Here is a 16,216-nt window from a genome sequence, read left to right as displayed (position 1 = left end):
CAAGCATGTGAGCACGTTAAATTATGGCGTGAAGATGTCGATCTAATTGAATCGCTAGGTGTTGACGCTTACCGTTTATCGATTTCGTGGCCACGCGTAATGCACAAAGATGGCAGCCTCAATCCACAAGGTGTGGCATTTTATACCGACTTACTCGATGAACTAAATCGTCGTGGCATTAAAACCTTTGTGACTTTATACCATTGGGATTTGCCACAACATATTGAAGATAATGGTGGTTGGTTAAATCGCGAGACAGCTTATTTGTTTGCAGACTATGCCGATAAAATAACCCAAGCATTTGGCGACAGAGTCTATTCTTATGCCACCTTTAACGAACCGTTTTGCAGCTCTTATTTAGGTTATGAAATTGGCGTACATGCACCTGGGTTAGCAACAAAAGCGTTTGGTCGTCAATCAGCGCATCATTTATTGTTAGCTCATGGTTTAGCCATGAAAGTGTTGCAAAAAAATAGCCCAAATAGCCAAAATGGTATCGTACTTAACTTTACGCCTTGTTACAGCGCGACAGATTCTGCCGCAGATGTTGAAGCCGCAAGCAAAGCTGATCAGTACTTTAATCAATGGTACATTAAGCCACTATTTGATCGTTGCTACCCTGATATTATTAATGACTTTGCCGCTGAAGATATGCCCATTATTGAACAAGGCGACTTCGATATTATTGCTCAACCTATCGATTTTTTAGGCATCAACTTTTACACCCGAGCGGTCTATAAAGCCGATCCAATTAATGGATTTAGCCAAATCGATATGGTCGGCAAGCCTAAAACCGATATCGGCTGGGAAATCTACCCGCAATCCTTCACCGATTTATTGACTTCACTGCATGCACTTTATCCTTTACCGCCGATCTACATTACCGAAAACGGCGCAGCAATGGACGATAAATTGCTAGAAGGTAAAGTGGATGATCAAGACAGACTCGAATACTATAATGCCCACTTAAATGCAGTAAATAATGCCATTGAACAAGGTGTTAATGTTGTCGGCTATTTTGCATGGAGTTTAATGGACAATTTTGAATGGGCTGAAGGCTACTTAAAACGTTTTGGGATTGTCTATGTAGACTACGAAACTCAAAAACGCACCTTAAAATCCAGCGCCTATGCATATAGAGACTTTATTAACGCAAGAAAATAATATGTTAATCAGCACAAAGCCGTTGTATAAACGGCTTTGTTCTATTCAAACAGTCGCATCATTTTAACAAATAACAATAATTGAGGCATGTATGATAAGCACCAGAGAAAAAATAGCTTACGGGCTCGGGGACACCGCCAGTAATATTGTGTTCCAAACGGTCATGCTGTTTTTAACCTTTTTCTATACTGACATTTTCGGTATTTCGCCAGCATTTGTCGGCACCATGTTTCTTGCTGTACGCTTAATTGATGCGATCACAGACCCATTGATGGGCGCGCTAGCAGACAGAACCAATACCCGTTGGGGTAAATTTAGACCCTATCTATTATGGTTTGCCCTACCCTTTGGTTTTATCAGTGTATTAGCCTTTACCACTCCCGATTTATCTGAAGACGGCAAAATGATCTATGCCTTCGTCACTTATACTGCGCTCATGATGGTCTACACCGCCATTAACATCCCTTATTGTGCATTAGGTGGGGTGTTAACAGCTGATCCTAAAGAGCGAGTATCGGTACAATCTTACCGTTTTGTATTTGCAATGTTGGGTGGCTTATTAGTGTCAGGTTTAACCCTGCCATTAGTCGAGTTTTTAGGTGAAGGCGATCAAGCCAAAGGCTATCAATTGACGATTACTGCCATGAGCATTTTGGGTGTTGCGATGTTTTTAGCCTGTTTTTGGGGGACTAAAGAACGCTTACACCCGCCGGCAGATCAACAGTCTAGCTTTAAGAAAGACTTCACCGACATGCTCAAAAATGATCAATGGCGTGTGCTAGCTATTGCGGCTGTGTGCTTATTATCAGGCATGGTATTGCGTACCAGTTTAGCGATTTACTACGTTAAATACTTCCTAAACATGCCTGACTCCATCACCCTATTTATTACGCTCGGAATGCTCGGCAACATGCTTGGCTGCGTATTAGCCGAACCTTTGGCCAAACGTTTTTGTAAGGTCAAAGCTTATATCACCTTACAATTACTCGCGGCAGCCATGTGTATCGTGAGTTACTTTGTACCAAGCGATCAAGTGGTACTCGCATTCGGAATGTTTATTATCTGGGGTTTCACTTTCAATATGGCGACCCCATTACTGTGGGCAAAAATGGCTGATGTTGTCGATTATGGTCAATATAAAAATGGCGTGCGCATCACCGGAATGATTTATTCTTCAGTGATTTTCTTTATCAAACTTGGGGTAGCTATTGGTGGCGCTTCTGCTGGGTGGTTATTGGCCGGTTACGGTTATCAGCCTGATATCATGCAAACGGAACATACTCAGCAAGGAATATTATTATCCTTCACCATTTATCCGGCCATTGGCTCTTTAGTAGTGGCTTTTGTAATGCGTTGGTACACCTTAGATAATCAAAAAGTGGACCACATTCACTTAGAATTAAATAGAGAAGCAAAATAAAAGCATGTTAGTCTTGGAGCCATGTGCTCCAAGACGGCTTTTTAATACTCATTATATGGCAACTATTTACGATGTATCTGTAATGGCTGGTGTGTCTCTTGCGACTGTGTCCAGAGTCATGAATAACAACACCAAAGTCAGTGATAAAACCAAACAAAAAGTTCTCGATGCAATGAAAACATTGGGTTATCGACCTAATACTATTGCACAGTCACTCGCCTCGAACTGCTCAAACAGTGTCGGGGTTTTGGTGTCTCAGCTAGATGGTCCTTTTTACGGTCCCATGATGACAGAAATCGAAACCGCACTTCGAACGGCTAACAAGCACGTGATTATTGCTGCAGGTCATAGCGACGAGAAGCAAGAAAAAGAAGGGGTTGAGTTTTTAATGAGTCGCGGCTGTGATGCATTAATTTTGGATGTTGAAGCGGTATCAGACGATTACCTGATCGAGCTGAGCAAAGGTTCAACGCCGGTGGTGTTTATTAACCGCTATATCGATTCGATTAAAGAGCGTTGTGTGTACCTTGAAAATGAACAAGGTGGTTTCATGGCAACCGAACACATTTTATCTCTGGGCCATAAACACATAGCATATATTTCGGGGCCACTGTTTAAGCTCGATGTACGTGATCGCTTAAAAGGTCATAAAAGAGCATTACAGCAGTACAATGTCCCGTTTGATGAAACACTTTGCTACGAAGGAGACTTTCGTGAGCTTGGTGGGAGTAATGCTATGGAATATTTGTTGTCATTAAACAAACCCATCACCGCGGTTGTGTGTGCTAATGATCAAATGGCTTCTGGCGCTATTGCGGTATGTTTAGAACATGGATTACGGGTACCGGAAGATATTTCATTTATTGGCTACGATAATATTCCTTTCCCGCAATATATTTCACCAAAATTATCCACCGTTAGTAACCCTATTAACGAGATGGGAAAAATGGCTGCCCGTTGGGTACTTCAACAAGTTTACAATAATAAAGACGTGGAAATTGAACGCTCATTTCAACCAGAATTATTTATTCGTGATTCAGCCAAAGCGGTTAACCTGAAAGAGTAAATCATCTGAACGTACAAGCTAAATAATATGTGCAAATTTCATTATGAGTTCATGTTATTTGGCTGCGACATTGGATCATAATGCAGTAGCGATTAACTAATTTGGTAACGATTAACTAATTTGGTAACGATTAGCTAATCCGGTAACTGTTAACCTATTAACTAAATACAGCAGCCGTTAGCATTTCATTTGTGATTCGCTTTGTGCGTAGAGCCAAACCCCTCATATATTCACCGCTAAAATAATCGCTAGTCTTCAAGTGAAACTCCGTTCCCTACCCCTACCTTAATTTGTACCGATTATCTAAGCTAGACGATTAATGGCATGTTCAAGTCGCTTATCCGAGCCTCTGTTAATCAGACGATGTAATAGTCCAACGTATCTAACATTCAATGAAAACCTTCAAAACCATTGTCGTTTTAGCAAGGTATCTATATTGAACCTGCTAAAGCCGATGATGGTAATGGGGTTGAAGTCAAAGGCGCGAGTGCTAACCCTATTGATTGATAATCATGCCACCCAAATACGCTACCGCCCCTAAGATAATGCCTGTAAACATACCTTCTTCGAACCTAATAATAAGATAAGTCATAGATATAATTGGTAACAATTCAACCCAAAAAAGAAAGCGCTTACATTTTATAGCTAAAATAATTATCAAATTAAAATTGTTTAAAAACAATAGATAAAAATATTTAGTATAAATAAATCTACATATTCGTTAATGAAATGTAATAATTCGAACTTGTTTTTGTTGACTGCGGTCACATTTTACACTAGTTTTATGTAAGCGCTTACATTAGATGTTTTATAACACTGCAATTATAAATAATGATTACCGCGTGGATAGATAATTAAAAAAACGATTTGCGCCTACACGCAATATTGAGAGAAGTAAAATCTAGTCAATGGGGATTTCCTAGATGAAAACAACAAAATTTACAAAAACTAAGCTCGCAACCAGTTTATCGTTAGTGCTTGGTGTTAGCAGTATGCTACCAGTTTATGCTGCTGATGAAGCAAGTGAAGAAAATATTGAAGTGTTACAGGTCACTGGTATTCGTGGCAGCTTAATCAAATCAATGGATGTGAAACGTTCATCAAATGGCGTTGTTGACTCTATATCTGCTGAAGATATTGGTAAGTTTCCTGATACCAACTTAGCGGAATCGTTACAGCGTATTACTGGTGTATCAATTGACCGTTCAAACGGTGAAGGCAGTAAAGTATCAGTACGTGGTTTTGGTCCAGACTACAACTTGATCACCCTCAATGGTCGTCAAATGCCTGTGACTACCGGTTCGCGCTCATTTGATTTTGCTAACATCGCTTCTGAAAGTATCAGCGGTGTTGAAGTACACAAAACTAGCCAGGCCTCTGATTCAACTGGTGGTATTGGTTCTACTATTGATATCTTAACGCACAAACCATTCAGCTCTCCGGGCTTAAAAGCCACCTTTGGTGTAAAAGCGGTTGATGATCAATCAACAGATAATGGCTCAGTTACCCCTGAGTTGTCGGGTTTATACTCAAACACGTTTGCTGATGATAAATTTGGTATTTCGCTATCAGCTAGTTACCAAGAACGTGAAAGCGGTAACCAACAAGCGCAAGTCGGCACAGGTTGGCGTACATTCCCGGGCTCAGCAACAAACGACAGTGAATGGGGCGGCGTCGCGAATGACAGCACCCAAGTAAACCGTCCTGGCGATGATGAATTTTACTCAGTACCACAAACCACAGTTTATCGCTTTGAAGAACAACAACGTACTCGTACTAACGGTCAATTAGTCTTACAGTACAGCCCAGTTGATAGCGTAGTCACAAGCTTAGATTACACTTACATGCGTAACGATATTGACACTCAATCGAATGACGTATCAGCATGGTTTAACTTCGTACCGTCTGAAAACGTATGGTCTGATGGTCCATATGCATCGCCACTCATTTACTCTGAAACCTATGGTTCACCTGCTGATTTGTCCATGGCTGCGGGCGATTATGGCGTACGTAACGAAAGTGGTTCTTTAGGTTTTAACATTGAGTGGCAAGCAACAGATAACTTAAAGCTAACGTTTGATGCTCACAACTCAGTTGCAGAAAACAAACCAAATAATCTTTACGGCTCAAGCAACAACCTTAGTACTGCAGCCTTTGTGCGTACTAGCGCGGCAACTGATTTTAGCGGTGACTTACCTGTACTTGCTGTTGGTGGTGGCAATGCCGTTACACCTGCAGATATGATGCTTACAGGTTCAGTATTTACCAATGCGCGTAACAAATCTGAAATTGATCAGTATCAGTTTGATGGCGAATATATCTTTGAAGATGCTGGCAGCATTGACTTTGGTGTTGCGCTAACTAACGTTAACAACCACTCGCAAAGCGTCAATGTTCAGCGTAACGATTGGGGTGGAGTCGGTTCAGCCGGTGACTTTGACGATGCATGGTTCCCAGCAGATACCATCCAAGACAAATTTGATGCAAATGGCGGTGACTTCTCGCTTGCTGATGGCAACTTTGATGTTTTAGACACCATTTTTATGTGGGACTTTGCGTCAGTACGTGACTTTGCAGCAGCAAACTATGCCTCTGCTGTAAACGGTGATTGTGGTAATGGCTTCTGCCCTTCAACCAATTATGCAGCTGAAACGGACCGTTATACTGAAGAAGAATCACAAGCCGTTTATGTACAGTACAACTATGATAACGAAATTTCAGGCATGCCATATGACGTGCATTTCGGACTGCGTTATGAGCAAACTGATGTAACCTCAACCGCAGCCGTTGCCGGTTACGATGGTGCTGATTGGATTGCTGAAACAGAGATTTTATTATCTGCTACTGGTGAGCAAGTATTTGAAACCAAAACCGGTGACTATGACTACTTACTTCCAAGTTTCAACTTCAATATTGAAGTAATAGAAGATGTCATGCTACGTGCTGCATACAGTGAAACTATAGGTCGCCCTAATTACACTGACATCCAAGGTGGTACGGTATTAGCGACGCTTGCCAACCGTACTAACGGTGGTGGTTCTGCGGGTAATCCTACATTATTGCCGCTAGAATCTGAAAATATCGACTTCTCGGCTGAATGGTACTATGCGCCATCAAGCTATGTGTCTGTAGGGTACTTCCGTAAAGACACGCAAAACTTTATTAGTAACGAAGCAGTTAAAACTACCAACGGTATTTATAACCCAGCATCTGGCGATTTATACAAAGCTGCTGTAGCCGCAACGGGTACAACCGAAGCAGGCGCAGTTCGTGATTATATTTTCGCAAATTATGCTGACAATGCTGCTGTAGATGCTACCAACCAAATCATTAGCGGCAGTGCAGCTAACAATGATGAGTTATTAAACTTTAATATTAATACACCATTAAATAGCTCTGAAAGCTCAGTGATTGATGGTTGGGAATTTGCTGCTCAACACTTCTTCGGCGAAAGTGGAGTGGGTGTAATAGCCAACTACACTTTAGTTAACAGTGATTTAGCACTAGTCGGTATCAGTGATACCGCTAACGCTGTATTAGTATACGAAAACTATGGCTTCCAAGCGCGTGTGGCTTATAACTGGCGTGATGAGTTCTTAAGTGCCACAAATCAAGGTACTGGAATATTCCCACAATACACTGAAGCTTACTCGCAAATCGATTTGTCAGTCAGTTATGACATCGAGCAAGTTGAAGGCTTAACAGTGTTTTTCGAAGGACTTAATATTACTGAAGAGTATACCCGTGTACACGGTTTGGCTAACGAGCAAGTGTTAAACCTAACCGAAACTGGCGCTCGTTATAGTTTAGGTGCCCGCTATACTTTCTAGCCTATAGTGTAATGCAATAGTTATTGAGTGATATTTCGGCTAATACCCCAGTGTTAGACGGAATTCACTCAAGTTCCCTTTCAGGTCGTTGAGGTGCCAGCGTTTGTCACCTCCTTTTATTGCAACATATTGAGTAACAAGGACGTTACTTTTTTTTGCGCCTAGCTGTTTGAAGCCATGAACGCAAAAATATAAAAAAACTATTACTTGAATGTGCTTACATTTTATTGAATGCTAGCTAACGCGTTCTTTAAGCAATCAGATTTTTAGATTCATCAGAATAAAAATAATAATCACGCCAAAAGCGTAGGTAAAGATGATGCAAAAACCAATAACCGAAATAGTCATCGTTGGAGGCGGCACCGCTGGTTGGATAACTGCTGGTTTGTTGGCCGCTGAACATAATGTTGATAACGGTGTTTTAGCTCACTCTCCCAAACTCAATATTACCTTAATCGAATCACCCGATGTCGCCACCATTGGCGTAGGTGAAGGCACTTGGCCTTCTATGCGCTCAACCCTGAGTAAAATGGGTATCGATGAAAACGATTTTATTCGCCAATGTGATGCCAGTTTTAAACAAGGGTCACGATTTATTAATTGGTGCACAGACCCACAAAGCAACGTCGCAGACAGTTATTTACATCCATTTAGTTTGCCGCACGGCCACCAAGAACTCGACTTATGCCCATATTGGTTGCCTCATGCTGAACAAGTCAGTTTTGCCGAAGCCGTCAGCAGCCAGCAAGTATTAACTCAGCAGGGTTTAGCCCCAAAAAGCATTGCCACTGCCCAGTATCATTTCCAAAATAATTACGGCTATCACCTTAATGCCGCAAAGTTTAGTCAGTTACTCACCGAACATTGTACTCAAAAACTCGGCGTCACCCATATTCGCGATCATGTCAGCCAAATTATTAATAACCAACATGGTGACATCGACAAACTCATTACCAAGCAGAATGGCGAAATTAGTGGCCAGTTATTTATTGACTGCACTGGTGCAAAATCACTGCTGTTAGGTGAGCATTTGCAAGTGCCCTTTTTATGTCAAAAATCGGTGCTGTTTAACGACCGTGCTCTGGCGATACAAGTCCCCTATTCTGATGTTAATACTCCTATCGCGTCTTGCACACACTCAACAGCTCAATCAAATGGTTGGATTTGGGATATTGGCCTGCCGACACGCAAAGGCGTGGGTTATGTTTATTCATCAAGCCACACCAATGTTGCTGATGCCCAGCAAACGCTGTTTAATTACCTAGGTGTTGATGGCGCTGCAGCTGACAAACTTGAACCGAGACAACTCACTATTAACCCTGGATATCGGGCTAAATGCTGGCAAAATAACTGTATCGCTATCGGAATGGCAGCAGGGTTTATTGAACCACTAGAAGCGTCGGCTTTGGCATTAATCGAATGGACTGCATCGACCTTAGCCCAACAATTACCACCAAACCGTATGGTGATGGACACTATTGCTGCGCGAGTCAACGAGCGCTACCAACTACACTGGCAACAGATTATCGACTTTTTAAAGCTGCATTATGTAATAAGCCAACGTGAAGTGGATGACTATTGGCGTGACCATCGCGATCCCAACTCTATTCCCGACAGCTTACAAGCCATGCTGGAATTATGGCGTTATCAAACACCAAGCCAACATGATATTAGTTATAAAGAAGCACTATTTCCGGCGGCCAGTTTTCAATATGTACTTTATGGCATGGGTTTTAACACCCAATTACCCACTCATGTAAAGCCGTCTATGCAACAATTGGCACAGCGACTGTTTAATGACAATCAACAGCGCACTCAAGTTCTTGCTAAAAATCTGCCGAGTAATCGCACCTTACTCGATAAAGTGGCGCAGTATGGTTTCCCTAAGCTGTGATAGATGGCATAGATAACGGCAACAAGCAGCGAAAATGCGATAACAGACAAGATTACATACAAAAATACAGAAAATATTCACGTACCATCATCATAAAAATACGACGTATTTGAACGAACAAGATAGGACATTAAAATGAGCCAACATGTATTACTAAACAGCATTGAACATAAAGACTTAAAAGTGATGACTCATCGCTCTGCAGCACTTGGCGATAACCTTTGGTATAGCGTGACATTTCCGCAAGAGTTTCGCAGTGTACAAGCTCATTATCCAATCTTTTTTCATAAAGATACTGCCACAGGTCAGTTTTATGCGGTGGCACTTTTTGGTTTTCAGCAAAATGATAACGTGTTTTTAAGCGATCAAGGTTGGAGCGCATCATACGTGCCGCTTACTGTGCGTCGCCAACCTTTTCTAATTGGCCAACAAACCGTACTAGAAGACGGTGTAGAGCGTCAGCAACGCGTTATTCATGTGGACTTAGACCACCCTAGAGTCAGCGAAACCGAGGGGGAAGCCTTGTTTTTACCTTACGGTGGTAACACCCCATTACTCGATGAAGTCGGCGAAATTCTCGAGGTCATCCATCATGGTTTACAAGATGGTCAACGCTTTGTCGATGCCTTGATTGAACATCAATTGCTGGAATCCTTCACTTTAGATATTGAGTTAGACAACGGCCAAAAAAATCAGATGATCGGTTTTTATACCATCAATGAAGAAACCTTAGCCGGGTTGTCTGCTGACGCATTAGCAAAGCTGCACCAGCAAGGTTACTTGCAAGCCATTTACATGACATTAGCCTCGCAAAGCAATGTACGAGACTTACTTAACCTCAAGAATGCTCAAGGTTAATAGTGATGACAGCGGCCCAGACTCAGCACGTCGAACACATCAATGAATGTACATTAGAGAGCGTCATCGACTTAATCCGTGATGCCGACAAACCGATGGTATTTAAGGGATTGTGTCGCCATTGGCCGTTAGTCCAAGCAGGATTAGAGTCTACACAAAGCGCAATGACTTACCTGCGCCAGTTTTATCAAGGCATGCCTGTTACCGCATATTATGTCCCGCCAGAACAACACGGTAGAGTGTTTTACAATGAACAACTTGATGGTTTTAATTATCAAGCTGGCCGATTGGACTTTAATCAACTGCTTGACCGATTAAGCCAAGAAATGATTAAAGACATGCCTGCCGGAATGTACATGGGCTCGACCGACATTCACCAATGTTTACCCGGTTTAGGGGCCCAAAACAGTTTAGATTTAGCGCCCATGCAACCTTTAACCAGCATTTGGTTGGGCAATCAAACCAAGGTGGCTGCTCATTATGACTTTCCGCTAAACCTAGCGTGTAACGTGGTCGGAAAACGCACTTTTACCCTATTTCCACCCGAACAAATTAGTAATTTGTATGTTGGCCCAATGGAACTGGCACCCGGTGGACAAGACATCAGTCTCGTTGATATGGCGAACCCCGACTTTGAACGTTTCCCGCGTTTTCAGCAGGCATTAGACGCCAGCCTAACAGCAGAGCTAAGCCCTGGTGATGTATTATTTATTCCCAGCATGTGGTGGCACCATGTTCGCGGCGTCGATGACTTTAACGTACTCATTACCCACTGGTGGCGCGATACTCCTGGCTTTTTAGGCCGACCTAACAATGCCTTATTGCACAGCATATTAAGCTTACGCTCTCTGCCTAAAGCTCAGCGCCAAGCATGGAAATCGATATTCGAACACTACATTTTCGATCATGACGATGTCGATGACAGTCATATTCCCGACAATGTGAAAGGCATGCAAACTAAGCCATTAGACGAATTAACGGCCCGCAAAATACGCGCAGACTTAATCAATAAATTAAAACGATAATGCTGAACACAGCAAGATATCAAGCCAAACAGGATGCCCAAGATGAATAAATCAATCAAAAAAGTTGTCATTGCCGGTGGTGGAACCGCAGGTTGGATGGCCGCAGCCGCCTTTAGCAAACTGTTGGGCAAAAATCTTGAAATTGTATTAGTAGAATCTGATGAAATTGGTACTGTTGGTGTCGGTGAAGCAACCATTCCAACTTTGCATATTTTCCATCGTTTACTGGGCTTAAAAGAACAAGATGTTATGGCGGCCACCAATGCCACCTTTAAACTCGGTATCCAGTTTGAAAACTGGCATGACGTTAACAAAGACTACCTGCATTCATTTGGTTTTTTAGGTAAAGACTGCTGGGCTTGTGGCTTTCAACACTTTTGGCTTAAGGGTAAGCAACAAGGCCTAGTAAGTGACATTGGCGACTATTGCACCGAGCATTTAGCTGCTCGCCAAGGCCGATTTGCCGTGCTTCCTAACCAAGATTACAACCATGCTTACCATATGGATGCGAGCCTTTACGCTAAGTTTTTGCGTAAGTTTGCCGAACAACATGGTATGACCCGAATTGAAGGTAAAATTGCCGATGTACTGCAACACGACGACACGGGTAATATCCGCGCGTTAAAGCTTGAAAATGGCGAGTTAATTGAAGGCGATTTATTTATCGATTGTACTGGATTTAAGGCATTGCTTATTGAGCAAACCTTAAACACTGGCTTTGAAGATTGGAGCCACTGGTTACCGTGCGACAGTGCCATTGCAGTACAAACCGAAGCGGTACAAAAACCTATTCCTTACACTCGATCGATTGCCCGCGAATCAGGTTGGCAATGGCGTATACCGCTGCAAACTCGCACCGGCAATGGTTTAGTGTTTTGCAGTAAATACATTTCTGATGCTGATGCGACCGAGTTATTGCTCAATAACATTGAAGGCGCACCGATTAATAAACCTCGTGTAATTAAGTTTAAAACCGGTACTCGTCGTCAACATTGGAACAAAAATTGTGTCGCAGTGGGCTTATCTGCAGGCTTTTTAGAACCACTAGAATCCACCAGCATTCACATGATCCAACGCAGCATAGTGCGCCTATTACAACTGTTTCCGTCGCACGGCATTATTGATGCCGATATTGCTGAATTCAACCAGCAAACGAAAGTTGAAATGGATAACATTCGCGACTTTATTATTTTGCATTATAAAGTCACCGATCGCGAAGACAGTCGTTTTTGGCGTTACTGTAAAAACATGCCGATTCCAGCCTCATTACAACATCGTATAGACATGTTCAGTCAATCAGGCAAAGTCTATAAATACGGCAATGAATTGTTTGGCGAAAGCTCGTGGATACAAGTGATGATGGGCCAAGGCTTAATGCCGAAAGAATATCATCCTATTGTCGACATGATGGACGAAGCGGAATTAACCAGCTTTTTAAACAGCATTAAAGCAACGGTAAAACGTAAAGTAGATACCTTGCCAGCACACCATGATTTTGTGCAGCATTACTGTAAATCAACCAGCATGTAAGGTTGTAGCATGACAACCGACTCATCAAACAACCGAACGATATCAAGCAAGATTACTCTATCAAGCAAGAGTATTATCAATGTGGGGCCATTTACGCCCCACATTGAATTTATTGGCCAACAGCAAATCCCGGTGATTATCATTGATGAGTTTAGCGAAGATCTGTCGCAGCTAATTGATATTGCGATAGATGATAGTCAATTTAATCAAGACCAAGGTTCATACTATCCAGGGCAGCGCGCACCGCTGCCCAAGCAATATGTAATCGACGTGATTAATGCGGTATACCAGTTAATATACGATACCTACAAGGTGTCACACTCGTTACGCTTAAAGCCCCAACAATGCGTGTTTTCGGTTATCGACAAGCCTGCAAAACGTTTATTGCCGCTGCAATGCATGCCACACTTTGACACCCCAGAGCCGCACTATTTTGCGATTCTGCACTATCTCAATGATGGTGCTCATGGGGATACTGGATTTTTTCGCCATAACGCCACGCAATATGAACAGATAACACCACACAACATTGACCATTACTTTAATCAGGCACAGCCGGTTGTCGATGCACAACAAGCGCTGATGCCTGATTATGTGGTCGATAGTAATGATCACTACACCCTTTATCATCAGGTTCAATATCGGCCAAACCGCTTAGTCATTTATCCCGGTAACCTACTCCACTCGACGTTAGTCAACCCAGCAACCGACATCGATAGCAGTCCTAAAACAGGACGACTTACTGCGAATATCTTTATCAATTTCAAATAACACAGGGACCTCGTTATGGCTAAGCCACAGCACGGCAACATCTCGTCAAATCATAAAAAGAAAGCGCTTACAGCATGTGTTTCATCACTTATATGCCTAGGTTTCAGCCACGCTGCACTGGCGGCACACCCAACGATTACCCCACAAACCTTACATGCATTAACGGTGTTACCAGATAATGAAAAGCTGCGTATTGGCGATCGAACCAGCCAAGTCGAAGATGACATTAACCGCTTATTGCCTCAATTAACCTTAGAGGAAAAAGTGTCTTTAGTTCATGCCGCGGGCAAGTTTCATATACCTGCTATTGAGCGCTTAGGCATACATGAAATGTGGATGTCAGACGGCCCACACGGTGTGCGCTACGAAATCGATCGCAACTCATGGGCTCCCGCAGGATGGACTAACGATTACTCGACCTATTTACCGCCGTTAACCGCAATCGCCGCCAGTTGGGATCTCAACATGGCCACGCTGCACGGCAATGTGCTTGGCGCCGAAGCACGTCATCGCAATAAAGATCTTATTTTGGGCCCTGGTGTAAACCTCGCGCGCCTACCGTTATACGGGCGTAACTTTGAATACATGGGTGAAGACCCATTTTTAGCGGCGAGTTTAGTGGTGCCCGAAATCAAAGCGATTCAGGCCAATGATGTCGGCGCCACCGTAAAGCATTATGCCCTTAATACCCAAGAACTCAACCGCACAAAAGTCAATGCAAAACCTGATGAGCGCACCTTGCGTGAAGTGTATTTACCAGCGTTTGAAGCAGCGGTAAAACAAGCCAACGTACATGCCATCATGGGCGCCTATAACGAATTTAGAGGCACTAACGCCAATCAGAGCGAGCACTTAGTCAATACTATCTTAAAAGGCGAATGGGGCTTTCAAGGGGTGTTACTTACCGACTGGAACGTCGACATCAACACTTATGATGCCGCCATGAACGGCCTTGATATTGAAATGGGCACAGATGTCGCTGATTTTGACGATTACTTTATGGCAAAACCGCTACTCGAGATGCTTAACGCTGGCAAAGTACCAGTATCAGTACTTGATGATAAAGTCCGCCGTATTTTACGGGTGCAACTCAGCATCGGCATGATGGATAAACACCGTTTATCCGGCGAGCGTAACACTCAAGCTCACCGTGATGATGCCCGCACACTGGCTGCAAATGGCATTGTATTACTCAAAAATGATAACAAGGTATTACCGCTATATGCTGACAAACTTAAACATGTCTTGGTACTTGGCCCTAATGCCGATAAACGCCATGGATTTGGTGGCGGATCATCAGAAGTTAAAGCACTCTATGAAATCAGCCCATTAGCCGGTTTAAAAGCCAAGCTGGGTGACAAGGTCGACATTCAACTAATGCGTCCAGCCAGCAGCCAATTTATGCCAATACCCAATGACTATTTAACCACACGTCATTGGACTGGCACGCCATCGTGGCAAATTAATTATTACAATGACAACAAGATGACCCAGCTCGCCAGTGAGTCATGGACAGCCGATCCGCAATTTAATGCCAAAGGCCAAAAACAGTTTGTCGACATTAAAGCCAACATCAAACCTCTTGAAACGGGCAGCCATAGTTTTAACATAAAAGCTGACGGCCAAGTAGCATTGTACATTAACGATAAACCGCTAATTACTACCACCCAAGCAGACCAAGGACATGTTATCAATAAAGCGATGACGTTAACTGCTGGTGAGACTTACGCGGTGAGTTTACGTTACCAAGGCGACAAGCAAGCCACCTTAGGCTGGGAGACGCCCAACAGTTTGTACAATACCGAACAAGAGTATTTAGCCGCAGCCAAGAAAGCCGATGCAGTTATCTACTTTGGTGGCTTAAGTCATGCCGATGACCGCGAGTCTATCGACAGACCTGACATGGTATTGCCAGGCCAGCAAGATGAGGTCATCGCCAAACTGCTCAAAGCGAATCCAAATACAGTGGTGTTTATGATTGGCGGCTCTGCGGTAGAAATGCCGTGGGCAGATAACGCTAAAGCAGTAGTGTGGGGCTGGTATGGCGGTATGGAAGCCGGCAATGCTTACGCAGATATGTTATTAGGCAATCAAAACCCTAGCGGTAAAATGCCCATCACCTTACCGAGAAAACTTACTGACACCGCGCCTATCGCGTTAAACGATTACAACGCCACTGAATCACTTTATAGCGAAGGGGTATTTATTGGTTATCGCTGGTTTGAACAACAAAATATTGCGCCATTATTTGCCTTTGGCCATGGTTTGTCGTACAGCAAATTTGATTACAGCAACATTCGTCTTTCAAGCACAAATATTGCCGACGATGACACCATTACAGCCAAGGTTGATATTACCAACACCAGTAAAGTCGATGGTGCAGAAGTCGCCCAGTTGTATTTACACGATGTAAAAGCCAGCGTACCGCGTCCCGCAAAAGAGCTAAAAGGCTTTGAAAAGTTATGGTTAAAAGCGGGTGAAACCAAAACTGCTAGCTTTACGCTAACCCAACGCGACTTATCGTTTTGGGACGTTAATACCAATAGCTGGTTAGCCGAGTCTGGCCAATTTGAAGTGATGATTGGCGCATCGGTTGCCGACATTCGTTTGCGTAAACGCTTTAACTATCTCTCAGTGAAATAGAAGCTAGTACTTAAA

The 16,216-nt window shown here is 43.0% G+C and carries 10 protein-coding genes; all 10 read left to right on the top strand.

All coding sequences use genetic code 11. From position 1 onward, the window contains the following. A partial coding sequence (locus H5202_RS02115) for a GH1 family beta-glucosidase (protein WP_182770542.1) occupies nucleotides 1-1,164 on the top strand: 1,164 nt, incomplete at its 5' end. A 91-nt stretch (nucleotides 1,165-1,255) separates the two neighbouring features. Next, nucleotides 1,256-2,584: a glycoside-pentoside-hexuronide (GPH):cation symporter gene (locus tag H5202_RS02110; RefSeq protein ID WP_182770540.1), complete on the top strand. Its 1,329-nt coding sequence runs from the start codon at nucleotides 1,256-1,258 to the stop codon at nucleotides 2,582-2,584. 55 nt (nucleotides 2,585-2,639) lie between these two features. Beyond that, on the top strand, nucleotides 2,640-3,650 hold the full coding sequence (locus H5202_RS02105) for a LacI family DNA-binding transcriptional regulator (RefSeq protein ID WP_182770538.1): 1,011 nt from the start codon (nucleotides 2,640-2,642) through the stop codon (nucleotides 3,648-3,650). Nucleotides 3,651-4,573: 923 nt separating this feature from the next. After that, a complete protein-coding gene (locus H5202_RS02100; RefSeq protein WP_182770536.1) occupies nucleotides 4,574-7,480 on the top strand; it encodes a TonB-dependent receptor in 2,907 nt (968 codons plus the stop codon). Between the two features lie 319 nt (nucleotides 7,481-7,799). Then, nucleotides 7,800-9,374, top strand: a complete 1,575-nt coding sequence (locus H5202_RS02095; protein WP_443019303.1) for a tryptophan halogenase family protein — start codon at nucleotides 7,800-7,802, stop codon at nucleotides 9,372-9,374. A 135-nt stretch (nucleotides 9,375-9,509) separates the two neighbouring features. Next, complete coding sequence (locus H5202_RS02090; protein WP_182770532.1) at nucleotides 9,510-10,232, top strand: SapC family protein; 723 nt, start codon at nucleotides 9,510-9,512, stop codon at nucleotides 10,230-10,232. A gap of 5 nt (nucleotides 10,233-10,237) precedes the next feature. Next, nucleotides 10,238-11,257 carry a cupin-like domain-containing protein gene (locus H5202_RS02085; protein ID WP_182770528.1) on the top strand — a complete coding sequence of 340 codons (1,020 nt, stop codon included), beginning with the start codon at nucleotides 10,238-10,240 and terminating at the stop codon, nucleotides 11,255-11,257. 42 nt (nucleotides 11,258-11,299) lie between these two features. Continuing rightward, entirely contained in the window at nucleotides 11,300-12,787 is a 1,488-nt protein-coding gene (locus tag H5202_RS02080; RefSeq protein ID WP_182770526.1) for a tryptophan halogenase family protein, read from the top strand. Nucleotides 12,788-12,796: 9 nt separating this feature from the next. Further along, on the top strand, nucleotides 12,797-13,558 hold the full coding sequence (locus H5202_RS02075) for a DUF6445 family protein (RefSeq protein ID WP_182770524.1): 762 nt from the start codon (nucleotides 12,797-12,799) through the stop codon (nucleotides 13,556-13,558). Nucleotides 13,559-13,573: 15 nt separating this feature from the next. Continuing rightward, the gene (locus tag H5202_RS02070; protein WP_182770522.1) at nucleotides 13,574-16,201 is read left to right on the top strand and encodes a glycoside hydrolase family 3 C-terminal domain-containing protein; all 2,628 of its coding nucleotides are present in this window, start codon (nucleotides 13,574-13,576) and stop codon (nucleotides 16,199-16,201) included. Nucleotides 16,202-16,216: the final 15 nt, after the last annotated feature.

The organism is Shewanella sp. SG41-4 (assembly GCF_014164505.1).
GTDB lineage: Bacteria > Pseudomonadota > Gammaproteobacteria > Enterobacterales > Shewanellaceae > Shewanella.
This window is presented reverse-complemented; position numbering and strand designations above follow the sequence as displayed.

Coding starts and splice junctions, on each gene's coding strand:
- H5202_RS02110 (WP_182770540.1), top strand. CDS start 1,256: ATGATAAGCACCAGAGAAAAAATAGCTTACGGGCTCGGGGACACCGCC.
- H5202_RS02105 (WP_182770538.1), top strand. CDS start 2,640: ATGGCAACTATTTACGATGTATCTGTAATGGCTGGTGTGTCTCTTGCG.
- H5202_RS02100 (WP_182770536.1), top strand. CDS start 4,574: ATGAAAACAACAAAATTTACAAAAACTAAGCTCGCAACCAGTTTATCG.
- H5202_RS02095 (WP_443019303.1), top strand. CDS start 7,800: ATGCAAAAACCAATAACCGAAATAGTCATCGTTGGAGGCGGCACCGCT.
- H5202_RS02090 (WP_182770532.1), top strand. CDS start 9,510: ATGAGCCAACATGTATTACTAAACAGCATTGAACATAAAGACTTAAAA.
- H5202_RS02085 (WP_182770528.1), top strand. CDS start 10,238: ATGACAGCGGCCCAGACTCAGCACGTCGAACACATCAATGAATGTACA.
- H5202_RS02080 (WP_182770526.1), top strand. CDS start 11,300: ATGAATAAATCAATCAAAAAAGTTGTCATTGCCGGTGGTGGAACCGCA.
- H5202_RS02075 (WP_182770524.1), top strand. CDS start 12,797: ATGACAACCGACTCATCAAACAACCGAACGATATCAAGCAAGATTACT.
- H5202_RS02070 (WP_182770522.1), top strand. CDS start 13,574: ATGGCTAAGCCACAGCACGGCAACATCTCGTCAAATCATAAAAAGAAA.